A 22937-nucleotide genomic window follows, 5' to 3' on the forward strand; every position below is an offset into this window, starting at 1 on the left:
CCATTCTCCCGCGCAACTCGCGGCGGCTGGCCACCCCGCACCTTCTTGATCAACACGCCCTAGTAGTGCGGCGGCACGTCCCGCCGCAGGCGCTCATCGTTCGGCCCCGATGCCCCGTCCCCGGTGAGGGGCGGGGCATCGTCGCGGATGACGGGAACCTCGGGCGCGGGGTCGGTGCCGGGCGCCGGAGTCAGTCGTGCCCGGCGCGACCCGCGCACGCGCTCGACGCGCTGACGGCTCTCGTCGTCCACGGCGCTCAGCGCAGATCGAGCGGCTCGGTGACGGTCTCGGCGCGCGGCGTCTCGGGCGAGGCACCGAGGATCGCCGCGATCCGTCCCGCGACACCCGCCGGGTCGCTGTACAGGTCGAAGGCGTGCACGCGCACGTAATGCCAGCCGAGGCGGCGCAGCACCTGCGGGCGCAAGCGCAGGCTCTCCCGCAGGGTCTCCCCCATGCTGTCAGCGTCGCTCTCCACCACGACCGCCTTGCCGCGGTGCTGGGCGACCAGGGGAAGGATGCCGCGATAGTTCACGTCCACGGCGATGCCGAGTGCCCGCAGGTGACCGGCGAGGGCCAGCGTGAGCGGATCGGCGAGGTCTTCGAGCCGGGACTCACGGGCGCGGGCGGCGATGCCGCCGAGGATCGACATGAGCGTCGCCGCACCGGACTCCAGACGTCCCTCATCGAAGGCAGAGGGGCGGATCGAGGAGACGATGACCATCGAACGGCGCGCGCGTGTCATACCGACCGTCAGCAGGCGCTCTCCGTCGGGGCCCGACAGATCGCCGAAGTCGCTCAGCACCCGGCCGTGCTTGGTCAATCCGAATCCGAGCGAGAAGACGACCCGGTCGCGGCTCTCCGCCACCGACTCCTCGAGCCCGAGCACGGCGAACGGCTCGGCCGTGTCGCGGCCGACGAACTCGGCGACATCCGACCGGCCCGCGAAGGCGGCGGCGACGGCGGCGCGCACGCGCTCCGCGTGGCGCACGGATGCCGTGACGACCATCAGGGTCTCGGTGGGACGGTTGACCGCGTGCTCGACCACGAGCGTGACGACGCGGGCGACCTCGGCATCCGGGCTCTCGACGGCCCCCGTGATGGGGTCGGGCGTACCGGTGCCCCCTTCGACGTAGTCGACGCTGAGGCTCCCGCGCCCGAGGTACGACCCCGCCCACGGGTACGAGACGAGCCGGCCTTCGTAGAAGGCACCGTTGACGAGCTCGGCGAGGTCCTCGCCGCCCGCGCGGTAGCTGCGGGTCAGCGTCTCGACCGGAACGAGCTCGGTGAGCCGCTCGAACACGCTGACCTCGTCGAACGGCACGTCGGGCTCGTCCTCCGCGCTCGCGTGCCCGGCACCGACGCGGAACGCGGTGGGACGCTGCGTCACCGGGTCGCCGAAGACGACCACCTGGCGGGCGCGTCGCAGTGCCGGCGCCGCCTCGGCGAGGCACAGCGCCGCGGCATCCGCGACGATGACCACGTCGAACAGGGGCGACTCGGGGATGGCGGGCACTTCATAGGGCGACGCGAGCCACACGGGGGCCAGCGTGCGCACGAGCTTCGGCGCGGCCTCGACCAGCTCCGTCGCAGACGCTCCGCCGCTGCGCAGCAGCTGCTTCAGGGTCGCAGCTTCGCCGGCCTCGTCGACGACGGCGATCTTCCACGTCGTCGCCAGTTCCGCGGCCAGCAGCGGACCCGCCGAGGCCGCGTGCGCCTCATCGACCAGTCGGTAATCGCGTTCGAGCCGGTCGACGACCGACGTGTTCGCGCCCAGCAGCGCCCGGTCCGAGCGCAGCATCGCTTCGAGAGCGGACTGCCACCACGCGAACTCGAATTCGGCGGCGACGTGCTCTTCGGGGACGTGGCGGACCGACAGCTCGGTGAGCAGCTCTTCCAGTCCCATGTCGGCGAGCTCACCGCGCAGGGTGGCGCGCTCGACCAGGTTGTCGAAGACGTCGGAGGTCGCCGCCAAGCCCGCGAGCGTGCGCAGCAGGTAGGGGATCGGCAACGACGCGAGCGGTTCGGTGCGCCCCAGTGCCCGGTCGAGGGCCCCCAGGTCGGCGGCCACCCGCTGCCACGCCGTGGCGACATCGTCCAGACCCAGGGGGATCTCGGGCATGACGCCCGGATCCACCAGCTGCTGCCACTGCGCGCGCTGCTGCTGCACGCGCACCAGCGACTCGTGCATGTCGGTGATGTGCATGCCCGGGCGCACGTACTCGCGCGACAGGTTCTTCAGGCGCCGGCGCTGGGGCGATGTCATCGCGGGAGCGTCGCGGCGCGGCGCGTGCGCCTGGATGAGCTCCGCCATCGGGCGCTCGAAGACGGTCGTGCTGAAGCGGTCGAGCGATGCCCGGATGCCCTGCAGCAGCTGCACGTAGGCGCCGAGTTCGGCCAGCGTCGAGAACGGACGCATGCGCGTCTGCGCGATGAGTTCGTACCCGCGCTCGAGCACGGCGGGCACCTCTGTGCGGTGCAGCCGTCCGGCGAGCGCGTGGGTGTCGCGGGCCTCCTGCGTGGAGGCGAAGGCGACGCCGTACCACGGCGAATCGTCGGGGCCGAAGCGGAACTCGCCGAGACGGGCGGCGGTCGCCAGCGCCTGCGCGGCCTCGGCACGACGGGTGCCGAGCGACTGCAGGGTGGCGATGTCGAATCGGGTCGTCGCCGACGGCTGCGGCGTCATCGATGCGATCGTGGCCAGCGTGCGGAGCGCTTCGAGCGGGGAGACCTCGACGCGCGGATGCCGCTGGGTGAGCGAATCGCGATAGTCACGCAGCACGGTGCGCAGGCGCACCAGAGCGTCGTCGACGTCGGCCACCTTGGGCTGCTCCGCCTTCTCGTTGCGCGTGATCGCGCGGATGAGATCGCGGTGCAGGTGGCGCGGCGAGACGGCGAGTCCGGGCAGTCCGATGCCGGCGAGGCGGTGGCGGACGCCTTCGAGGGTGGAGCGCCGCGCGCTGACCACGAGCACGCGCTTGCCGGCGCGCACGAGCTCGCCGACCGCGTTGATCACCGTCTGCGTGCCGCCGGTGCCGGGCAGCGTGTGCACGGCGAGCGACTGTCCGGCGGCGATGCGCGCGAGCACGGCCTCCTGCTCGGCATCCGCATCGAGCAGGAGCCGGTCGGCGGCGGGCGGTCGCTCATCGGAGCTGACGGGCGGAGCGGGCGCGCGGACGATCGACAGATCCTCGCGGTCGGACTCGTGGCCGGCGAGGGCGTTCAGGATCGGGTGATCGAGGCTCTCGGCGTCGCGACTCATCGGCGACGACGCGTCGGCGAACGTCGACACGACCAGGCGCGGCTGCACGGTGAAGGTGTCGACGTGCGCGGTGAGCGCGCGCAGGTGGTCGATGACCGGCTGCGGTTTGAAGACGCCACCGTCGTAGGCGAGTTCGGCGAGCGCGCGCCCGTCGATCACGAGACCGAAGTGCGTGCGCGCGGCGACGACGAGCTCGGGGTTGATCGTGAAGGTGCCGTGCAGCTTGAGATCGAAGTCGGAGTGGTGGCGGCGGATGGCGAGCGGGCGCAGCAGCACCGGGGCGGCGTAGGTGACGCCGCCGATGCGCCAGCCGGCGATGCCGACCGCCAGGTGCACCGTGTCGATGCCACGGGTCGTGCGCATCTCGACGTCCTTGGCGGCGATGCGCTCGGCCGCCAGGCGGGCCGTGCGCAGGGCGACCTCGTCACGGAAGAGGTTGGACAGCAGCGTGGAGCGCCCGGTGATGAACTGGGGCAGGCTGCCGGGATGGGCTTTCGTGATGTCGATGCCCGCATCGCCGGCGTCGGTGTAGTGCAGCAGGGTGGACCGGCCACCGAGCCACGCCGACTCCTCGCGCAGGCGCGCACGCTCACCGGCGGCGACGTGGGTCACGACGACCCCCGGCTCAGACAGGTCGAGGTCCGCCGGGCTCACCGCATGACCGTGGTCGGCGTCGTCCACGCCTCGCACGGCGCCATCGTCTGCTCTCCACACACTCGACACCCTAAAGTCCCGATCACGGCGTTCCCGGTTAGCGCGGCGGGTTTTCGCGGTATTGGGGCTGATGTGACAGGTGGGGCGGCACCGTGGATCCTCCTCCCCAACCGACGCGGAGGCTCTGCGCCTCCACAGACCGCGACCGCGCGACGATGATGTCGACCGTCGCGAGCATCATGGAGTCATGACCTCGACTGCCGCATACTCGGTGCACCCGACACCGATCGGCGAGGCCCTCATCGTCGTCGCCGATGGGGGCCTCGTCGCCCTGGACGTGCTGGATGTGTCGCTGACGGCGGCCGACCGCCGCCTCGAAGCGATCAGCGCCCGCCGCCAGGGCATCGTGGTGCCGGATGCCGCGGCCACCGCCGAGGTGGCCGCGCAGCTGGACGAGTACTTCGCGGGCACGCGGCGACGTTTCACGCTCGATCTCGACCTGCACGGGGTCGACGGTTTCGCACGCCGGGCACTGGAGGCGATGGACGAGATCCCGTATGGCGAGACGAGCTCGTACGGCGAATTGGCGATTCTCGCCGGCTCACCAGGCGCGCACCGCGCGGCGGGATCGGCGTGTGCCCGCACGCCCATCTCGATCGTGATTCCGGCGCACCGTGTCGTCCGTGCCGACGGATCCATCGGTGAGTACGGCGGTCACCCCGAACGCAAACGGTTCCTCCTCGATCTCGAAGCGCGCGTCGTACGAGACGGCACCGCTCGATCCGCCGCCGTGTAGGCCGGTCGCGGCACGGGGCTCCCGCGGCGCGACGCGGGAGCCCCGGGTCGAGCTCGGGTGGATCGCTGGCGGAGCCCGCGACGACGCCCGGTGATATCCTCGAGCGCACGGGTGACGCGGCCGTCACCCTCGAGGTCAGGGAGGCGAGATGGCGACGCCGACCCCGCTCTCCGACAGCGATCTGCTGGCGCACGCCGTCGAAGATCTGGCCACCCGCACGGGCCTTCCCGTCGCCTTCGGCGGGTTCGAGCGGGCAGACGCGGTCGAGGTCACCTCGGTCGTCGGAAACCGCACCCCGCACCTGTCCGGACTCGTCGTGCACGCCAGCCGCGGTCTCGGCGGGCGGGCGCTCGTGGAGCGGCGCCCGCGACTCGCGCTCGACTACCGGTCTTCGCGCAACATCACCCATGACTACGATCGCGCGATCCTCGGGGAGGGGATCTCGACGCTGTTCGCTGTTCCCGTCCTCGTCGCCGGGCGCGCACGCGGCGTGCTCTACTGCGGTTCGTGGTCGCCGTCCCCCTTCGGAGAGTCCACCGCACGCATGGCGCTCCAGGTCGCCAGCGATCTGGCGACGGAGCTTCGCGTCAGAGAAGAAGTGCAGCGGCGACTCACCCTCGCTCCGGCATCCACCTCGGGCGTCGACCCCGTGCTGCGCGAGCACCTGCGCGACACGTACGCGCAGTTGCGCCGCATCGCCGCCGATGTGCCCGACGCCGCCATCCGGCGCCGTCTCGCCGAGATCGAACAGCGCCTCGCCGATCTGACCCGCGACGACAGTGCGACCACGGAGACGCTCGACGTGAAGCTGTCGCCGCGAGAGATCGATGTGCTCGCGTGCGCGGCACTGGGCCAGACCAACGCCGAGATCGCTGTCGCACTCGGCTTGCGGGAGGGCACCGTCAAGTCGTATCTGCAGTCGGCGATGGCCAAACTCGACACGGGCACGCGCCACGCCGCGGTGACACGGGCGCGACGCGCGGGACTGCTCCCCTGATCAGCCGTCAGTATCAGTAGGCTCTGCCTATGGCCCGCAAAATCGTTCACCAGCTCGTCGACGACCTGGACGGCACCGTTCTCGAAGTCGGTGACGGTGAGACCGTCCTGTTCTCGTTGGACGGCACCGCGTACGAAATCGACCTCACCACCGACAACGCCGCCGCGCTCCGCGATGTGCTCGCGCCGTATGTCTCCGCCGCGCGCAGCGTCTCGTCGCGCTCCGCCGCACCGCGCCGTGCCGGCACCCGCGGCCAACGCCGCTCCCAGCAGCGCGACTACGGCCCGATCCGCGAGTGGGCCGCCAAGAACGGTTTCACGGTATCCGAGCGCGGGCGCGTTCCGGCATCCGTTCTCGAGGCTTACGACGCTGCTCACTGACGACGGCAGGGAGCGACACCGGTGCTCGTCGGGGCAACGACGGGACACGCGGCGCGAGCGCTAGGGTGATGTCGTGGCCTCGGACTGGACCCGTCGCGTGCTCGTTGTCGAAGACCAGGCCGCCCTGCGCATGCTCGTGTGCGAGCTGCTGCAGCGTCACGGGTTCGAGACGGCCGCCGCGGCCGACGCGGCGACGGCCACCCAGCTGTTCACCGAGTTCGACCCCGACGCGCTGCTGACCGATATCGACCTCGGCAGCCGCCCCTCCGGCGCCGAACTGGCAGCGATGCTCTCCGAGCTCGCTCCGCATCTGGCGATCGTCTTCCTCAGTAGCTATCCACGGGCCGCGGCCGGCGCGACGGCGATGGGCATCGCCCATGCGGTCTTCGTCTCCAAGCAGGATCTCGACTCGGCCGACGCGCTCGTGTCGGCGTTGGAGCAGGCGCTGTCGACGCGGCGTGTGCCGGCGGCGACGGCTCTGCCTGCACCCGATGCCCGCGACGGCCTCGGCGCGCTCACCCGCCATCAGCTCGAGATCCTCGCGATGGTCGCTCGCGGATGGTCGAACGAGCGCATCGCCGAAGAGACTGCGTCGAGCGTGCGGGCCGTGGAACGTTCGATCAGCCGCCTGTTCGACCGCTTGGATGTGACGGGCGACCCGACCGTCAGCCCTCGCGTCGCCGCTGCGGCGATGTACCTGGCCGCGTTCGGCCCCGCCCGGTGAGAGGCCGCGGGTGAGGCGGTTCGCCACGGCGATCGGCCGTGTCGTGGCCGACGGACGGTTTCTGAGCCTGTGGTCGCTCGCGGCGACCCTCGTCCTGTCGATGACCATCATGGCGCCCGTGGGTGCGGGCGTGGATGTCGCGGCGCTGGCTCCGGCGACGCTGGCCACGACGACATGCTTCGTGCTTGCGCTCGGGGCCCTCGCGCTGATCGAGCGGCACCTGTCCGCGCCGCGCGTGCGCGCGATCGTGCTCATCGTCGGCATCGTCGCGTGCGCCGCCCTGCGCCCGGTCGTGCAGGACGCGTGGGCCGCGCCGTGGGCACTGCCGATTCCGGCAGCAGCCCAGCTGCCGTTCCGTATCGCGACGAACGTGGTCGTCTGGCCGGTCGTGCTCGCGATGATCGCCGTGCTCGAGAACGCCGTGCACACGCTGCGTCGCACCAACGCGCTGCTGCGCGAGGTGGCGGCAGAGCTCGCCGCCGCGCCCGACCGCGCCGTCGTCGTCGACCGGCGCGCCCGCCGCGAAGTGGATGCCGCGGCATCCGCCCTCACCCGGGCGATCGATCGGTGGGATCCCGCGACGGGGCCGAGCGGCGTGCGCGCGCTCGGGACGGAGGCCTTCCGCACCTGGAGCCACCGCTTGCAACAGGTGGCGGACGATGCGGCGACGACCTCGGCGCCGCGGGGCGCACCCGCCACGGATGAGATCTCGATTCGCCGTCGCGGCCTGGCGCTGCCGCCGCTGCGCCTTCCACCACGCGGGACGGTCGCGATCGTCTACATCGCCTGCACACTGCCCTACGCGCTGCGAACGACGGGCCCCGCCGAGCTGATCGCGGGTCTGGTCGCCGTCGTCACCGTGACGGGTCTTGTCGACCATGTCGCGCGGCGCCGAAGGTTCGTACGCAGCGCCCGTCTCAGCGCCACGGTCTATCTGCTGGGCGCGGCCATCGGCGGCGTCGTGCTCTCCGTGCTGGCAGCGATCTACGGACATCGCGGCCTCCTCGCGCTCCTGCCCGCCATCGACTACCTCGCCTTCGCGCTCGCGGCCGGCCTGTGCGCGGGCGCCGTGCAGAGACTGCGCCGAGAACAGCGTCGACTGTCGGGAACGATCACGCATTCTCAGCGCGCGAGCCGCGAGGGGGTCGGTCCCGCTCGGGAAGGCCTGCGACGCACGGCGGAGCTGCTGCACCGCGACGGGCAGGGAGCGTGCATGCAGTTCGCGCTGACGCATCCGCACCCGTCCCCGGCGGACACCTCCGCACTGCGCGACGATCTACTCGCGCTCGTGCATCGGCTGACGTCGACGTATGCGGCAGCCGACCCCGGCACGGACGCGGCGGCGCTGCGTGCGCTGCTGGCGACGTGGGGACGGGTGATCGTGCTGCAGACCACGCTCGATCCCCGGGCGCTGGCCGCGCTCGATGCGCATCCCCGCCTCGCGCGCGATGTGTACGACGTCATCGCCGAGGGACTTCTGAACGCCGTCAAGCACAGCGACGAGAAGCGTGCGGAGGTGAGCCTCGATGTCGTCGCGACGGGCGCGGGCAGCCGGCTGCGCGCTCGCGTGCGCTCGCGAGGGCGCACGGCGCCGGATGCCGAGCTGCGACCGGCCTCCCACGCGCGCGACCTCGGCGCACGCCTGCGCACAGACGGTCGCGACACGCTGCTCGAGGCGCTGTTCGCCCTTCCGCCGACCACTCCTGTCGTGTCAGCCGAACATCCCGAAAAGCAGGCCGCGCCCCCGTCATAACGTCGTCATCGCACCCCAGGACACCCGGCCCGGGGGAAGCGATGAAACGGAATCGACGTGAACGACCTGCACAACCTTCTTCCCCTCGCGGTGGGCATGCTCCTGTCCCCGCTGCCCATCGTGGCCATCGTCGCGATCGTGCTCGCACCCCGCGGCCGCGCCTGCGCCCCCGTCTACACCGCGGTCTACACGCTGGTCGCCTTCGCCGCCACGGGCCTGGGCGCGCTGGGCGCGGCCCGCGCGTCGGCGTCGAGCGGCCCCGCAGCGCAGACGGTCTCGCTGATCCTGGCGATCGTCCTCGGCCTCGGCTTCACGGTGTTCGCCGTCGTGAGCTGGAAGTCGCGTCCGAAGAACGGCACGCCCGCGACGGCACCGAAGTGGCTCGCGGCCATCGATAGCGTCACCCCCCTCTCGGCGGCCGGTCTGGGCCTCGTCATGGCGGTGACCAACTCGAAGAACATCCCCCTCGAGCTCAAGGCGGGCGCCCTCATCGGCGAAGCGCACCTCGCGCCGCTCGCCGCCGTCGGGCTGTGCCTTGCCATCGCGCTGGCCGGTTCACTGCTGCTCGTGATTCCGGCCCTCGTCCAGCTGACTGGCACGGCACGCGTGCACTCCGCCCTGCAGGCGCTGAAATCGCAGCTGATCACGCACAACGCCGCCATGATGACGGTACTGTTCGCGATCCTCGCGGCGAACGAGCTGGCACAGGTCATCCATCGCCTGGCCGCCTGAGCGCCCCACCTCGGCTTCTCCGCCTCTCGTTCCGAAAGGACCTCACATGTCGAACACCACCCAGACCCCTGACACCCTGATCCCCTGCATCGTCACCGCCCAGGCGGGCACCTTCCGGGGCGCCGTCCGCAACGACGTCCGTTCGTGGCGCGGCATCCGCTACGCCGAAGCCCCGGTCGGCGAGCGCCGCTGGCGCGACCCGGTGCCGGCAGCCGCCGCGACCGGAGAGGTCGACGCCACCGCGTTCGGGCCGGCCTGTCCCCAGGTGCGCACGCCCGCGATCGCCCTGGGCGACGACGCCGTGCTCGACGAGGACTGCCTGATGCTCAACGTCTGGGCACCCGGCGCCGACGCCGCGGCGGGAGCGCGACCGGTCATGGTGTGGCTGCACGGCGGCGCCTACACGTTCGGCGCGTCCAGCCAGCGCACCTACGACGCGACCTCTCTGGTCACGCGCGGCGACGTGGTCGTCGTGACCCTCAACTACCGCCTGGCCGCGTTCGGCTTCCTGGACCTGTCCGGCCTTCTGCCCGACGGTGGCTTCGACCGCAACCTGGCCCTCAAGGACGTGCTGCTGGCACTGCGGTGGGTGCAGGAGAACATCGCCGCGTTCGGCGGCGATCCCCACCGGGTGACCGTGTTCGGCGAGTCCGCCGGCGGCGGCCTGGTGACGACGCTGCTGGCCACTCCCTCGGCCGCGGGTCTGTTCCACCGGGCGATCGCGCAGTCCTCCCCCGCGTCCAGCATGTACGGCATCGACCGGGCGCGAGATGTCGCCGAGCGCTTCGTGCGAGAGCTCGGCATCGACCAGACGGATGCCGTCGCCACCGCCGCGGCGCTGCGCGCGGCATCCGCCGACGAGCTCGTGACTGCGGGGATGGCCGTGTACGCCCAGGTGCCCGACGAGGCGCCCGGCACGCTCGCGTTCGCGCCGATCGTCGACGGCGGCCTGCTGCCGGAGGCACCGGCGACCGTGCTGCACGAGGGCCGCGGACTGCCCGTCCCGCTGATGATCGGCACCAACAAGGACGAGGCGTCGCTGTTCAAGTTCATGAAGTCGCCCCTCATGCCGATCACCGAGGAGCGCATCATGACGATGTTCTCCGACATGGCCGCCGACAACCCGACCGTCGAGCTGCCCTCGGTCGCCCAGGTGCAGACGGCGTACGAGAACGTGCGCAAGAACGCCGTGGGCCTGGGCGTCGCCCGCGACATCGGCTTCCGCATGCCCACCGTGTGGATCGCCGAGGGTCACGCCGCCACGGCCCCGGTCTGGCTCTACCGCTTCGATCACGCGGCGCCCTTCCTGCGACTGATCGGCCTCGGCGCCACCCACGGCAGCGAGCTGGCGTACCTCTGGGGTGTCTTCGCGAGCGGCCCCAAAGACCTCACGTTCCGCCTCGGTGGCAAGCGTACCGGCGAGGCGATCTCTGCCCGTATGCAGGAGCGATGGGCCGCCTTCGCTCATGGGCGCACGCCTGACGCGGAGGTCGTCACGGGAGCCCCGCATTGGCCCGCCTACGATCCTGCCGACTCCCGTGCGACGTTGGTGATCGAGCGCCACGACAGCGTCGTCGACGATCTGGACGCCGCCCTGCGCGCCGCATGGGGCGATCAGGTCCTCGACTTCCACTGACCACGCGCCGCCGCCGCGCACCTTCGAAGGAGCCCGCTCATGTCCGACACCTGCACCGCCGCCGCTGCCCTGAGCCACGACCAGCTCGCGCCCGCCATCGCCGCGGCCGGCGTCACCATCGCACCCGCCCACCATGGCGCGCCCAGCCGCTCAGACGAACGCGGCACGACGACAGCGACAGCCGACCTCCTGATCGTCGGCCGCATCGCGACGGGTGATCCCGCCGCCCCGCGCGCGGAGGCGATGGCGGTGCGCGACGGCCGCATCCTCGCCGTGGGTTCGGCGGCGGACGTGGACGGCCTCACCGGCCCTGCGACGAAGATCCTGTCTCCCGACGGGGTGGTCATCCCGGGCCTCATCGAACCGCATGCGCACATCTGGGTGTCGCTGCTGACGCTCGAGTGGACCGACGTCTCGCACGCCGCCTGCCCGCGCTTCGACGACGTCGTCTCGGTTTTGACGGCCGCCGCGCAGGCGACGCCGGCGGGTCAGTACGTGCTCGCGAAGCTGTTCGATCCGAGCCTGTACCCGGGCGAGCCGGCCCTCACACGTGACATCCTCGACCGGGTCGCGCTCGACCGCCCGATCGTCGTGCTCAACGCGTCGATGCACTTCGCCTACGCCAACAGCGCCGCCTTGGATGCCGCCGGCATCACCGATGCCACACCGCAGCCGACCGGGGGCACGCTGGAAAAGCGCGACGGGCGGCTCACCGGCGTGGTCGGGGAGTCTCCCGCGGTGACGATGCTGCTCGCGAACCTGCCGCGACCCACGGCGGCGGACGTGGGTCGCGGCATCCGTCAGGTGCTGAACGAGTTCGCCGCGGCCGGCGTGACCTCGATGCGTGAAGCGATGACCGGCACGCTGGCCGGCGTGAGCGAGATCGCGATGCTGCATCAGCTCAACGGCGCCGAACGGCTGCCGGTGCGGGTGTCGACGGCGCAGTTCTCCTCCCTGTCGGGGTGCGCGACACCGGCCGAGGTCGCCCAGGCGTGGAAGGCGGCCGGGGTGACCCCGTTCAGCGGAGATGCGATGGTGCGCGCCGACGCGTGGAAGGTCGTGGCGGACGGCTCGAACCAGGGTCGGTCCGGATACTTCCTGCAGCCGTATCTCGGCGAGACCTCGGGAGGCCACGCGAACTGGACGCCGGAGAGCCTGCGCGAAGTGATGCGCGCCGGTCTCGACGACGGCTGGCAGCTGATGATCCATACGAACGGCGACGCCGCCGTCGAGTTCGCCCTCCAGGCGGCGGAGGAGCTGCTGCCGCGCTGCGGTCAGAACGATCTGCGTCACCGCTTCGAGCACGCCTCGGTGACCACCGACGACCAGCTTGTACGGATGTCGGCGGCCGGAGTGTCACCGAGCTTCCTGATGGACCACGTCTACTACTGGGGTGCGGCCTTCCGCGACACGATCCTCGGCCCCGAGCGCGCCGCGCGACTCGATCGCCTCGCCTCGGCGTACCGCGCGGGACTGCGCCCCAGCCTGCACTCCGACTACAACGTGACGACGGTGCGGCCCCTGCGCAGCGCCCGCACGGCGGTGCTGCGCCGTCTCGAGGCCGACGCCACGGTGCTCGCGCCGGAGGAGCGTGTCAGCCCGGCGCAGGCCCTGTCGGCGATCACCGCCGATGCCGCCTGGCAGATCCACGCCGACGATCGCGGCACGCTCTCCGCCGGCCGGCGGGCGGACTTCGCCGTCGTGGACAGCGATCCGTGGACGAGTGATCCCGAGAGCTGGGATCGCATCGCCGTGCACGCGACCTACATCGACGGCGTTCCCGCCTTCACCGCCTGAGCGCCACTTCCGCTCGCCTCTCCCACCCGAAAGAACCCTCATGACCACCACATCACCGACGTTCGTCGTGCGCTCGGCGCACACCCTCGCCATCCCGCTGCTCGGCGTGCTCGCCGCGGTTCAGGGCTCCGCCCCGAATATCGCGGCGACCGCGCTCGTGGGCGCCAGCCGCGGCCTGGACATGGTCGGCGGCGATCAGGCGCTCGCGGCATCCATGCAAACCCTCGCGATCGCCGCCTCGGTCATCACCACAGGCCTGCTCGCCGACCGGATCGGCCGCCGCCGCATGCTCGTCGCCGCCCTCGTGACAGGTCTCGTCGGCCAGCTGATCGTGGCCGCCGCACCGATGCCGCTCGTCTACATCCTCGGCCAGGCGGTGACGGGCGTCGGCCTGGGCGCCGTGTACGCCGCCGCGTTCGCCTACATCCAGGTGCTGGCAGCGCCGGGCCGGCTCCCTGCGGCCGTCGCGACGTTCGCTGCGTGTTCGGGCGCGGCCGGAGTGCTGTTCACCTTCTCGGGGGGCCTGCTCGCCGGAGTCGACTGGCGCCTCGCGTTCGTGCTCGTTCCCGTGCTGTCGGCACTGTGCGTCCCCGCCGTCCTCGTGCTTCTGCCGTCGGTCGCCCCCACCGTCACCGAGAAGCGCGACGTGGGCGGACAGGTTGCGCTCATCACCGGCATGGTCGTGTTCCTGTTCGGCGTCTCACAGCTCGCGTCGTCGCTGACCAGCCCGCTGACGTGGGGAGCCATGGCGCTCGGCGTCGTGCTTCTCGGCGTGTTCGTCTGGTCGCAGACGCGGGTCGCGAACCCGTTCTTCCCGGTCGCGCTCTTTCGCCGACCCCTTTTCCTCGCGGCGCTCTGCGCGGGCTTCGTCTTCAATGCCGGCGGCGCGGTCGCCTTCTTGCAGCTGTCGAACCTGTGGCAGTACGTTCTCGCTCTGACGCCCAGCAGCGTCGCTGTATGGCAGCTGCCGGTGTCGGTCACCTCGATCGTCGGGGCGATCGTGCTGGGGCGCCTGATGACCCGCGGCATGAGCCCGCAGACCTCCCTGCTGGTCGGCGGCATCCTCTCCGCCGCGGGCTTCGGGGCGGCCTTCCTCGCCCGAGACGCCCCCACGCCGCTGGCGTTCGTACCCGCCGGCATCCTCATCGCCTTCGGTATCACCGCCGCGGCGCTTCCGTACGGCACGCTCGTGCTCAGTGAGGCTCCGGCCGACTTCTACGGACCGGTGACCAGTTCGCGCACGACCTTCGGGCAGCTCTTCTCCTCGCTCGGTACCGCGCTGTCGACCGCCGTGATCACCCAGCTCACGATCTCGGGGATCACCGCCCGCCTGTCGGCGGCGGGACTGACGGATGCCGCGGTGCACACCGCTCTTGTCGGCGTCGGCACCTACGCAAAGGACGGCACGCGCCCCGACGCGCAGGTGTTCGATGCCGCGGTGGCCGCCTACCGCGACGGGTTTGGCGCGCTGATGGTCGGCATGGCTGTCGTCGCGCTGGCGGCGAGCATCGTCGGCTCGGCCCTGATCGCTCGCGCGTCGCGGGCCGTGCCGACCTCCGGTAGCGGTGGCGCACCGTCATGACGCCTGCTGCGGCGGGTACAGCCGTCGCAGCACGAGTCGCTGGCCGAGGGTCCAGGTGACGGTCGTCAGCAGGTAGACCGCTGCCGCGAGGGGAACGAACAGAGCGACGACCGCGGTGAGAAACGGCAGCGCCTCCGGAGCGATCGCACTCGCGAACGACATACTCTACGGGCTCGCGGCCTCGGTGTGGACGACGAGGCTCGATGACGCGCTGGCGCTGGCCCGCGGCGTGGAGGCCGGACTGGTCTCGGTCGGAGCGTACAGCGAGGGCGACCTGGCGATGCCCTTCGGCGGGTGGAAGCAGTCGGGCTTCGGAGGGGTGGAGAAATCGCTCCGCGCGTTCGAGCAGTGGACGCGCGAGAAGAGCGTTTGGATTCGCCACCGGCCCTGAGAGCGAGCCTCGGCTCGTTCACCGGCGGGTTCGGCGTGCGCACTATAATCGCGGCGTGATTCCTCCGCGCACGTTCTCCCGCGCCCGATGAGCGCCCCCGCGGCATTGGCCCGTCGCCTGGGCCTCGTCGATGCGATCGCGATCGGTCTGGGCTCGATGATCGGCGCGGGCGTGTTCGCCGCGTTCGCGCCCGCTGCGGCGGCGGCCGGCTCGGGCCTGTTGATCGGCCTGGCCCTTGCGGCGGTGGTGGCCTACGCCAATGCGACGTCGTCGGCGCAGCTCGCTGCGCAGTTTCCGACGTCCGGAGGGACGTACGTCTACGGCCGGGAGATGATCGGCCCATGGTCGGGGTTCTTCGCCGGCTGGTCGTTCGTCATCGGCAAGACGGCCAGCTGCGCGGCGATGGCGTTGACGTTCGCCTCGTATGCCGCCCCCGCGGGGTGGGAGAAGCCCGTCGCCGTCGTCGCGGTCCTGGTGCTCGCGGCGGTCAACACGGTCGGGGTCACCCGCACGGCGGCTCTCACCAAGGTGATCGTGGTGGTCGTTTTGGCGGTGCTCGCCCTCGTGGTCGTGGCCGCCTCGGCATCCGGCGCCGGCTCCGCCGACAACCTCGCGATCGATCCCGGCCCCCACGGCTGGTACGGCGTGCTGCAGTCGGCCGGGCTGCTGTTCTTCGCCTTCGCGGGGTACGCCCGCATCGCCACGATGGGCGAGGAGGTACGCGATCCTCGCCGGACGATCCCCCGCGCGATCGTCATCGCGCTGAGCCTCGCCCTCATCGTCTACGTCGCGATCGCCCTGGCCGCGCTCGCCACCCTCGGGCCCGACCGCCTCGCGTCATCGTCGGCGCCGCTGGCCGAGGTGGCGGCGGCGGGCGGGTGGACCTGGACCGCGCCCGTCGTGCGGGTCGGGGCGGCGGCGGCATCCCTGGGGGCCCTTCTGGCTCTCGTCGCCGGCATCGGGCGCACGAGCCTGGCGATGGCCCGCACGGGAGACCTGCCGCAGTGGCTCTCGGCGGTGCACCCGCGCTACGCCGTTCCCCACCGTGCGGAACTGGTGCTCGCGGTCATCGTGAGTCTTCTGATCGTGACGACCGACCTGCGATCCGCGATCGGGTTCTCGTCGTTCGGCGTGCTGCTGTACTACCTCGTCGCCAACATCGCCGCGTTCCGACAGGATGCCGCGGCCCGCCGTTTTCCGCGGGCGCTGCAGATCGTCGGCATGATCGGCTGCGTCGCGCTGGTGGCGACCCTGCCCTGGCCGTCGATCGTCGGCGGCGTGGTGGTCGCGTGCGTCGGCGTCGGCTACCGGGCGCTGCGGCTGCGGCGGGGAATGCACGCCTGACCAGCTCGACGCCGCGCACCGATGCAGCTCACACCAGCGACGTCGCCCAGGCGACCTCGATGCTCAGCCAACCCGTCTCCTGGAACATCCGCACCTGATGCGTGCCGGCGAACAGCGAGGCCAGTTCCTCGCGGTCGGCGGGCACGAAGCCGAGCGTCTGCCAGAATCCGCCCGATCTGCGGCTGAACAGCCACGCGGTTCTCGCTCCTTCTTCCGCCGCGCGCGCCAGCGCGTACAGCGCGAGGCCCGCTCCCCGACCGGCCGCGCGCCGCTGCGGGTGGACGGCAACGCTGCGGATGAGCGCCGCTCGTCCATCCGCGCTGAGCTCGTAGCCCGTGCTCCCGACGATCCGGCCCTCGGCGTCGCGCTCGATCGACAGGCGCACGTCCGGCTCATCGAGCCCGCTGAGGGTGAGGTCGACCTCCCGCAAGAACGCGGTGAGATCGACCACGGCATCCGGGCGGCGGCGCCGTCCGCGGCGTTCACGGCTGCGGCGTGGCGATGCTCACCGGCATCCCCCAGCCCGAGAAGTGCTGCGTGGTCGTCGTCTGCGTGCCGGCCACCGACACGGTGGCCTGGACACCGGCGGGCACGTGCCCGGACGTCAACCACAGCGTCATCTCCTGCACGACGGCGCCGACGGCGCTGAACGGCGCGTCGGCCTGCACCCGCCACGCGCGTACCTGCGTGCCGTCGGGCAAGTCGACGAGATCCTGATCCTTCTGCACAGTCCACGACGGCGCCGACGCGATCAGCGATGCCGCGGCCGACGGGTCGGCGAACGCCCGGTAAGCCTGCCCGATGGTGCCCGCCAGCATCTTCTTCGGATCGGAGCTGGTCTCGTCTCCCTGCACCCAGGCTCCGTCGATCGTGACCCACGACGCGTCGGGGGTGAGCACGAACGACGTCGTGCCGTCGCTGCTGGTGACCGTTCCGGACAGGGCCGGAGCGTCACCGAAGACGAAGTCCGCCGTCCCCGTCGTGCCGTCGGATGCCGAGAACGTCTCGTGCCCGCTGCGCGCCGCCTTGGAGAACGCGACGACGCACGCGGCGAGGTCGGCGCCGGTGACAGCGGCGTCCGCCCTGAGATCGACGGCGTCGCAGACGCTCGGGGCGGCGATGGGTGCGGCGCCGGCCGCCGCGGACGCAGAGGCGGTGGCGGTCGTCAGCGCGGCGGCATCGGATGAGGAGCCGGCGGGGTTCGGCGTCCCCGCGGAGCAGGAGCTCAGCGCAAAGGCGCAGGCGAAAACACCGAGGGTCAACACAAGAGGAAGGGGCCGTCGCATGCTTCGACCCTACGACAGACGTCCAGCGTGCCCACGGGCAGATGGTGCTAAGCTCAGTCGTCCCGCATTTCGGGCACGGGTCCGTCCCACCCCTCTCGACGCCGAGAGCTCACCACTCGGACCACCACCTTCTACCCGCGGCATCTTCTCGCCGCCTGCGCATCCTGTGGCGGTGCGCACAGAAACGATTGATGATTCTCCTCACCTCGCACGAGCTCACCTGGCGCCAGGCCGATCACGACGTGTACGTCGCGACGGCGCTCGGCGAGTACGCCGGGTTCGTCCATGAGACGGATGCCGGGGCGCGCGCCTGCGGCGCCCAGGGGCAAGACCTCGGCATCCACCTCGACGTGGACGCCGCGCGCGCAGCCGTCACCGCAGCGCTCGCAGCCCCCACCTCGACTCACACACGTCCGCATCGCATTCGTCGACGCGGCACACCCGGTCGCTCCGGCGGCCCGAAAAACAGAAGGAAAGACACGATGGCCACTGGCACCGTGAAATGGTTCAACTCCGAGAAGGGCTACGGCTTCATCGCGCCGGACGACGGCTCCGCCGACCTGTTCGCGCACTTCTCCGCAATCGTCAGCGACGGCTTCAAGGAGCTGCGCGAAGACCAGAAGGTCGAATTCGACGCCGAGCGTGGCCCCAAGGGCATGCAGGCTGCGAACATCCGCGCCCTCTGATCCAGAGTCACGAAAGAGCCCGTCCCGACTGCTGTCGAGGCGGGCTCTTTCCTGCATTCCGCCCTGCCATATGTCCCCCAGGTGCGCCGAACGGGCCACGTTAGGCTGACGGCGTGGCCTTCGAACCGACTCCCACCCAGGACGATCGACGAGGCAGGCGGCAGAGCGCGGCCGACGACGGCGGGCGCCTCTACGGAATCTGGAGCGACGGGCAGCTCGCCAGCGGAGTGATGTTCGTGAGCTTCAGCGCCCCGGCCGGCCAGTGCGAGATCGGATGCTGGCTGGAGCCGGCTGCCGAGGGTCGGGGACTGGTGACCGCGGCATCCCGCCTGCTCGTCGACTACGCCCTCCGCGAGCGCGGTCTGAACCGGGTCGAGTGGCGCTGCCGGGCCGACAACGAGCGCAGCGCCGCCGTCGCCCGCCGTCTCGGCATGACCCTCGATGGCACCCTGCGGGGAGCGTGGCTCAACGGCGGCGTCTTCCACGACAAGCAGGTGTGGGCACTGGTGCGCGCCGAGCTTGCGGCGCCACAGTGATGGCGGCGGCCGCTTACCGAGCGTCGAGCGCGTCGACGAGGTGCCGGTTGCGCTCCACGATCAGCCTCCGCAGGTAGGGCACGAGGATCAGCCGCTCTGCGAGCGCCCCGAAGACGGGCGAGGCGAGCGTGAGAGTGTCGGTCATCACCGTGCCGCCGTCGCCGTCGTCCTCGAACACGTGCTCGTGTCGGAAGGACCGGAATGGCCCGCGGGTCTGCTCGTCGACGAACCTTGCGGGCCGGTCGAGCGCCGTGATGCGCGAGGTCATCGTGAACCAGACGCCGAAGTGGCGCGCCCGCCAGGTGACCGTCTCCCCCAGCCCGATGGCGCCGGACGTCACGCCGCCGATGGCACGCTCGTCGGATGCCGACATCGACGCCAGATGCGCATCGATGTCGAGCGAGAGGTCGAAAAGCTGCTCGCGGGCGACACTCGCGCGTGTGATGACCGTGAAGGAGCTTGCCATGCGTCGATCCTCGCAGCCGCACCCCGTCAGGAGCCGTCGGCGACGATCTCGGCTTTGGCTCCCGCCGAGTTCTCCAGCCAGCCGGCGTAATGATCCGATCCCCCCGCATGCGGATACCGGTCGTGGTACAGCGGCGTCCAGCCGTGTTCGGGAGCCGCCGCCATGACGGCGTCGACGTGTTCGCGGGTTCCCCCGTGGAAAGCGAGGTGGTTGACGCCGGGCGCGCGGCGGTCATGGTCGTCGCGGGAGAGGTTCGGCGAGGTGGTGAGCGTGAGGTACGCGCCGCCCGCGCTCCAGGATTCCCCCTCCGGCCACTCGCTCTCGCGGGCGAACCCGAGCTGCTGCAGCAACCAGCCCCACTCGAGGCGAGCCTCTGCGAGGTCGGCGACCCACAGTTCGACGTGATGAAAGCCGGGCATGCGGACAGTCTTTCAGGCTTGCGCGTGCGTGGACGGCGCCTTGGCGTGGTGGCGAGGTCGCGTCGGTTTGCGTGTTCGCGCGTTGCGGCGGACAGTGGTGTGGTGCCCGATGTCTCGATCGATCTTCCCGCTACCGACCTCTCCGACGACGCCGCTGTGCGGGACGCGGTGCTCGACAACGCGGCGTGGTCGTCGCTGACGGGACCGCACGCCGCGTTCGCCATCGGCGGTGACCTCGCCCGCCGCTACCCCGACGACGTCGCGCCCTTCGTCGCCGTGCGCACGTGGGACGACCCCGCGGTTTGGGACGCTCTGCGCGAGATCGTGGATGCCGGGGAGCAGTTCGGTCTGTCGGGCTTCGACGGCGAGCTGCCGGCCGGGTGGGAGTTCGTCGGCGGCGGCGACGGCGTGCAGCTGATCGAGACGCCGGTGTTGTCGACGCGCCCGGACGAAGAGGCTGTGGAGCTCGGTGCCGACGATGTGGACGACATGCTCGCGATCGTCGCCCGCAACCAACCCGGTCCGTTCCGCCCGCGCACCCACGAGCTCGGCCGCTACATCGGCATCCACCGGGGCGGGCGTCTCGTGGCGATGGCGGGCGAGCGCCTGCATCCCGCGGGCTGGACCGAGATCAGCGCGGTCGCGGTCGATGAGGATCACCGCCGTCAGGGGTTGGCCTCGCGGCTCGTGCTGGATGTGGCCTTCCATATCCAGCAGCGCGGCGACCGGGCGCTGATGCATGCCGCGGCATCCAACACCGGCGCGATCGCCGCGTACGAACGTCTCGGCTTCGCGCTGCGTCGCCGCACACGTTTCAGCTCGGTGCGCGCGCCGCAGTAGACGCGCAGCGTTCCCTCCGCACGATGCATCCCTGGTGATCGCGACGACCAGTGGTGCGACGCGGCGAAAGACGATGTGATCGGTGGCCTTGGTACCGACGGAGCACCGCTGATAGACATCAAAGATGACACTCTCGCGAACGACGACGCACACGACCACGGTCCTCGGCGCTCTCATCGCCGCAGCGTTCGCACTGTCGGGCTGCGCGACGACGACCGGTGCAGCACCGTCACCGAGCTCTTCCGCCAGCGACGAGGCCACAGCCACATCGACGGCGGGCGCCACCGTGACGGGGACGGGCGCGACGGGGTGGCCGGGGCTGGACTTCCCCGTTCCCGCGGGCGCGCGCTCGGTGTCGATCGACTTCACGTGCGAGGGCTTCGGGCACTACGTCGTCGAGTTCGGCGATGCGATGGCGGAGAACACGTCCCCGATCAGCGGAACGTGCGGCGCGCCGGCGGCGCTCGCGTGGCCGGTGGATGCAAAGACCCAACCCTCTATCGCGGTGACGGTGGACGACGGCATCCCGTGGACGGCGACGCCGCTGTTCTCCACCAAGGAGTTCGTTCGGGATGCCGCGGTGACCGCGGACTGCGCCGCGTTCGTCGACGTGTACAGCGCGCTCATGAATGCTGATCAGGGGTACGCCCAGTACAAGGCGTTCGACGCCGCGACCTGGACGGCGCGGGTCGCCGCGGCGTCATCCCAGCTCGCTGCCCTCGCAGCCGCCTCCAGGTCGAGCCTGAAGGGGCCGCTCACGTCGATGTCGCACACGGTGTCGACGGCCACCGAGCCCGGCACCGCACAGGCGGGCATTGCGGATGATGTGGCGCAGATCGGCGCCGCGTGCAATGCGAACCAGACGCCGTACTTCCTCAAGGCGGAGTTCGGCGGCTGAGGTGCCGGCCCGGTCGCCCGACCCGGTCGCGTAGTGTCAGCACGTGCGCATCGTCGTCTCGGGAACCCATGCCAGCGGCAAGAGCACGCTCATCGCCGACTTTGCGCGGCGGCATCCGGACTACCTCGTCCTCGCCGACCCGTTCGAGCTCATCGACGAGTCGGACGATCGGCCGGCCGCGGCGATGTTCGCCTCGCAGCTGCGACTCGCAGCTGGTCGGCTGATCGAGGGAGAATCGGGCGGCAACGTTATCGCCGAGCGCGGCCCGCTCGACTTCTTGGCGTATCTGCTGGCACTGGATGAGCTCGGGCGCACGGCGCTCGACCGCTCGACGCTCTCAAGCGCGGCTGACCGCACGCGAGGAGCACTGGCGACGGTCGATCACCTCGTGGTGCTGCCGCTGACGGCTGCCCATCCGATCCACGTCGGCGACGACGAGGATGCCGCGCTGCGCGAGACCATGAACGACGTGCTACTGGATCTTCTGGACGACTCTGACGTCATCCCGGCGGGGCTGACGGTGACGGAGGCCACGGGATCGCCCGCAGAGCGCCTCGCCACGATCGAGACACTGATCGCTGAGCCGCGGAGTTCCGAGCGGGCCTAAGCGGAGTCGCCCAGGCCGTCGAGGACGTCAGCCGACGGTACGAAGAACGTGGAGCCGGTGAGCGGAGTGGAGAAGTCGAGCAGCCTGTCGTGGAGTCCGGGCGGGTCGCCGATGAACATCCGCTCCAGCATCTTCTCGATCATCCAGAGTCGGCGCGAGTATCCGATGAAGTAGGTGCCGAGCTGGGTAGCGGGGCTACCGAACGGCATGTTGTCGCGGAGGATGTCGTGTTCGATGCCGTCGTCGTCGACGATGGTCGCGAGGGTCTTGTGCGCCTTCTGGCCCGACTCCGCGTCGTCCAGTTCGACGCCGTCGAACTTGCGTCGCCCGATCACGGCTTCCTGCTGCTCGGCGGAAAGCGCGTTCCACCGGTCGAGCGGGTGCACGTACTTCTGCACGACGACGTAGCTCCCGCCACGTCCGGCGGGGTCCTCGTCCCCGACGAGGGTCGCCTCCGGCAGGTCGGGGCCCACCGGGTTGGCCGTGCCGTCGATGAACCCCAGCAGGTCGCGGATGTCGAAGTAGCGGAATCCCTCGGTCTCGTCGACGACGACAGCGCTGGAGCCCAGCGCGTCGAGCAGCAGCCTCTCGAACTCGAAACACAGGTCGCGGCGGTTCGCGCGAATGTGGAAGAGCAGGTCCCCCGGCGTGCTCGGGGCGCGATGCACCGCACCCTCGATGGGCCGGAAGGGGTGGAGCTCCGCCGGCATCGGGCGCCCGGTGAGCGCCGGCCAGACGCGCGCGCCGATGCCGACCGTGCATGCGAGGGCGGCGTCGAGATCGCGGATGCCGACGGTCTTGAGCAGTCCCGAGAGGTCGGCCAGGACGGAGCGCGCGGTGGCGATCGCGACGGCGTCGTCGCCCACGGTCACGACCAGGAAGACCGCTGACGTCGTCAGCGGAGCATCGACGCTCTGAGGCGAAATGGGCACGCGGCGGTTATCACTCACGAGACCGAACCTAGCGCCGGAGCGGCGGCTGAGGGTGGTGCGGTCTGGGCCACCCACGTCGTCGCGGCGACGCGAGCCGCCTGGCACAGGAGGAAGCGCAGAGCGAGCAGGGCAAAGCGGTCGCGGCGGAGACATCTATGGGGTCTGCCCCGAGTCTTGTTGACAGTCGGGGGTTGGGGTGATCAGGCCGCTTCTGCGTCTGTG

The 22937-nt window shown here is 71.1% G+C and carries 23 protein-coding genes and 1 pseudogene; 16 read left to right on the plus strand and 8 right to left on the minus strand.

Annotation, left to right across the window (positions count from 1 at the left end):
• Nucleotides 1-59: 59 nt before the first annotated feature.
• Both AS96_RS11940 and AS96_RS11945 read right to left on the minus strand, forming a co-directional pair.
• Nucleotides 60-251 carry a hypothetical protein gene (locus AS96_RS11940; protein ID WP_036290049.1) on the minus strand — a complete coding sequence of 64 codons (192 nt, stop codon included), beginning with the start codon at nucleotides 249-251 and terminating at the stop codon, nucleotides 60-62.
• 5 nt (nucleotides 252-256) lie between these two features.
• Complete coding sequence (locus AS96_RS11945; protein WP_051498866.1) at nucleotides 257-3949, minus strand: ATP-binding protein; 3693 nt, start codon at nucleotides 3947-3949, stop codon at nucleotides 257-259.
• Nucleotides 3950-4160: 211 nt separating this feature from the next.
• On the opposite strand from AS96_RS11945, the gene AS96_RS11950 reads away from it, so the two are divergent.
• From AS96_RS11950 to AS96_RS11990, 9 genes are all read left to right on the plus strand, one after another.
• Nucleotides 4161-4709, plus strand: a complete 549-nt coding sequence (locus AS96_RS11950; RefSeq protein WP_036290053.1) for a methylated-DNA--[protein]-cysteine S-methyltransferase — start codon at nucleotides 4161-4163, stop codon at nucleotides 4707-4709.
• Between the two features lie 148 nt (nucleotides 4710-4857).
• Nucleotides 4858-5706: a LuxR C-terminal-related transcriptional regulator gene (locus AS96_RS11955; protein WP_036290055.1), complete on the plus strand. Its 849-nt coding sequence runs from the start codon at nucleotides 4858-4860 to the stop codon at nucleotides 5704-5706.
• Nucleotides 5707-5735: 29 nt separating this feature from the next.
• A complete protein-coding gene (locus AS96_RS11960; protein ID WP_036290056.1) occupies nucleotides 5736-6086 on the plus strand; it encodes a histone-like nucleoid-structuring protein Lsr2 in 351 nt (116 codons plus the stop codon).
• A 73-nt stretch (nucleotides 6087-6159) separates the two neighbouring features.
• Complete coding sequence (locus tag AS96_RS11965) at nucleotides 6160-6810, plus strand: response regulator (RefSeq protein ID WP_005050918.1); 651 nt, start codon at nucleotides 6160-6162, stop codon at nucleotides 6808-6810.
• 10 nt (nucleotides 6811-6820) lie between these two features.
• Nucleotides 6821-8563, plus strand: a complete 1743-nt coding sequence (locus AS96_RS11970) for a hypothetical protein (RefSeq protein ID WP_036290058.1) — start codon at nucleotides 6821-6823, stop codon at nucleotides 8561-8563.
• 57 nt (nucleotides 8564-8620) lie between these two features.
• Complete coding sequence (locus tag AS96_RS11975; RefSeq protein WP_036290060.1) at nucleotides 8621-9295, plus strand: GAP family protein; 675 nt, start codon at nucleotides 8621-8623, stop codon at nucleotides 9293-9295.
• Nucleotides 9296-9341: 46 nt separating this feature from the next.
• On the plus strand, nucleotides 9342-10931 hold the full coding sequence (locus AS96_RS11980) for a carboxylesterase/lipase family protein (RefSeq protein ID WP_036290061.1): 1590 nt from the start codon (nucleotides 9342-9344) through the stop codon (nucleotides 10929-10931).
• A 39-nt stretch (nucleotides 10932-10970) separates the two neighbouring features.
• Nucleotides 10971-12728 (plus strand): amidohydrolase, encoded by a 1758-nt coding sequence (locus AS96_RS11985; RefSeq protein ID WP_036290065.1) that lies wholly within the window; start codon nucleotides 10971-10973, stop codon nucleotides 12726-12728.
• Nucleotides 12729-12768: 40 nt separating this feature from the next.
• Nucleotides 12769-14310, plus strand: a complete 1542-nt coding sequence (locus tag AS96_RS11990; protein ID WP_036290067.1) for an MFS transporter — start codon at nucleotides 12769-12771, stop codon at nucleotides 14308-14310.
• Here the strand turns inward: AS96_RS11990 and AS96_RS15305 are convergent.
• Nucleotides 14305-14442: pseudogene (locus tag AS96_RS15305) on the minus strand (preprotein translocase YidC); the annotation flags it as partial. The gene AS96_RS11990 and the pseudogene AS96_RS15305 overlap by 6 nt on opposite strands.
• A 52-nt stretch (nucleotides 14443-14494) precedes the next feature.
• Between AS96_RS15305 and AS96_RS11995 the strand changes: the two are divergent.
• The gene (locus AS96_RS11995; RefSeq protein ID WP_036290072.1) at nucleotides 14495-14701 is read left to right on the plus strand and encodes an aldehyde dehydrogenase family protein; all 207 of its coding nucleotides are present in this window, start codon (nucleotides 14495-14497) and stop codon (nucleotides 14699-14701) included.
• 87 nt (nucleotides 14702-14788) lie between these two features.
• Nucleotides 14789-16045, plus strand: a complete 1257-nt coding sequence (locus tag AS96_RS12000) for an APC family permease (protein WP_036290076.1) — start codon at nucleotides 14789-14791, stop codon at nucleotides 16043-16045.
• A gap of 28 nt (nucleotides 16046-16073) precedes the next feature.
• Here AS96_RS12000 and AS96_RS12005 read toward each other — a convergent pair whose 3' ends face one another.
• Nucleotides 16074-16496: a GNAT family N-acetyltransferase gene (locus AS96_RS12005; protein ID WP_036290079.1), complete on the minus strand. Its 423-nt coding sequence runs from the start codon at nucleotides 16494-16496 to the stop codon at nucleotides 16074-16076.
• Between the two features lie 31 nt (nucleotides 16497-16527).
• Complete coding sequence (locus tag AS96_RS12010; RefSeq protein WP_036290082.1) at nucleotides 16528-17331, minus strand: hypothetical protein; 804 nt, start codon at nucleotides 17329-17331, stop codon at nucleotides 16528-16530.
• Between the two features lie 482 nt (nucleotides 17332-17813).
• On the opposite strand from AS96_RS12010, the gene AS96_RS12015 reads away from it, so the two are divergent.
• Both AS96_RS12015 and AS96_RS12020 read left to right on the plus strand, forming a co-directional pair.
• Entirely contained in the window at nucleotides 17814-18017 is a 204-nt protein-coding gene (locus tag AS96_RS12015) for a cold-shock protein (RefSeq protein ID WP_036283106.1), read from the plus strand.
• Between the two features lie 113 nt (nucleotides 18018-18130).
• Nucleotides 18131-18553: a GNAT family N-acetyltransferase gene (locus AS96_RS12020; protein ID WP_051498867.1), complete on the plus strand. Its 423-nt coding sequence runs from the start codon at nucleotides 18131-18133 to the stop codon at nucleotides 18551-18553.
• A gap of 13 nt (nucleotides 18554-18566) precedes the next feature.
• Here AS96_RS12020 and AS96_RS12025 read toward each other — a convergent pair whose 3' ends face one another.
• Both AS96_RS12025 and AS96_RS12030 read right to left on the minus strand, forming a co-directional pair.
• The gene (locus AS96_RS12025) at nucleotides 18567-19019 is read right to left on the minus strand and encodes an SRPBCC family protein (protein WP_036290086.1); all 453 of its coding nucleotides are present in this window, start codon (nucleotides 19017-19019) and stop codon (nucleotides 18567-18569) included.
• 26 nt (nucleotides 19020-19045) lie between these two features.
• Nucleotides 19046-19438 (minus strand): VOC family protein, encoded by a 393-nt coding sequence (locus AS96_RS12030; protein ID WP_036290089.1) that lies wholly within the window; start codon nucleotides 19436-19438, stop codon nucleotides 19046-19048.
• A 102-nt stretch (nucleotides 19439-19540) separates the two neighbouring features.
• Here AS96_RS12030 and AS96_RS12035 point away from each other — a divergent pair, with 102 nt between their 5' ends.
• From AS96_RS12035 to AS96_RS12045, 3 genes are all read left to right on the plus strand, one after another.
• Nucleotides 19541-20278 carry a GNAT family N-acetyltransferase gene (locus AS96_RS12035; protein WP_036290101.1) on the plus strand — a complete coding sequence of 246 codons (738 nt, stop codon included), beginning with the start codon at nucleotides 19541-19543 and terminating at the stop codon, nucleotides 20276-20278.
• A gap of 124 nt (nucleotides 20279-20402) precedes the next feature.
• On the plus strand, nucleotides 20403-21176 hold the full coding sequence (locus tag AS96_RS12040; RefSeq protein WP_231477255.1) for a hypothetical protein: 774 nt from the start codon (nucleotides 20403-20405) through the stop codon (nucleotides 21174-21176).
• Between the two features lie 43 nt (nucleotides 21177-21219).
• Nucleotides 21220-21783, plus strand: coding sequence for an AAA family ATPase (locus AS96_RS12045; RefSeq protein WP_036290092.1), 564 nt, complete (start codon nucleotides 21220-21222; stop codon nucleotides 21781-21783).
• Here the strand turns inward: AS96_RS12045 and AS96_RS12050 are convergent.
• Nucleotides 21780-22715 carry a Dyp-type peroxidase gene (locus AS96_RS12050; protein ID WP_231477256.1) on the minus strand — a complete coding sequence of 312 codons (936 nt, stop codon included), beginning with the start codon at nucleotides 22713-22715 and terminating at the stop codon, nucleotides 21780-21782. The genes AS96_RS12045 and AS96_RS12050 overlap by 4 nt on opposite strands.
• Nucleotides 22716-22937: the final 222 nt, after the last annotated feature.

The sequence above is a fragment of the Microbacterium sp. MRS-1 genome (genome assembly GCF_000585455.1).
Classification (GTDB): domain Bacteria; phylum Actinomycetota; class Actinomycetes; order Actinomycetales; family Microbacteriaceae; genus Microbacterium; species Microbacterium laevaniformans.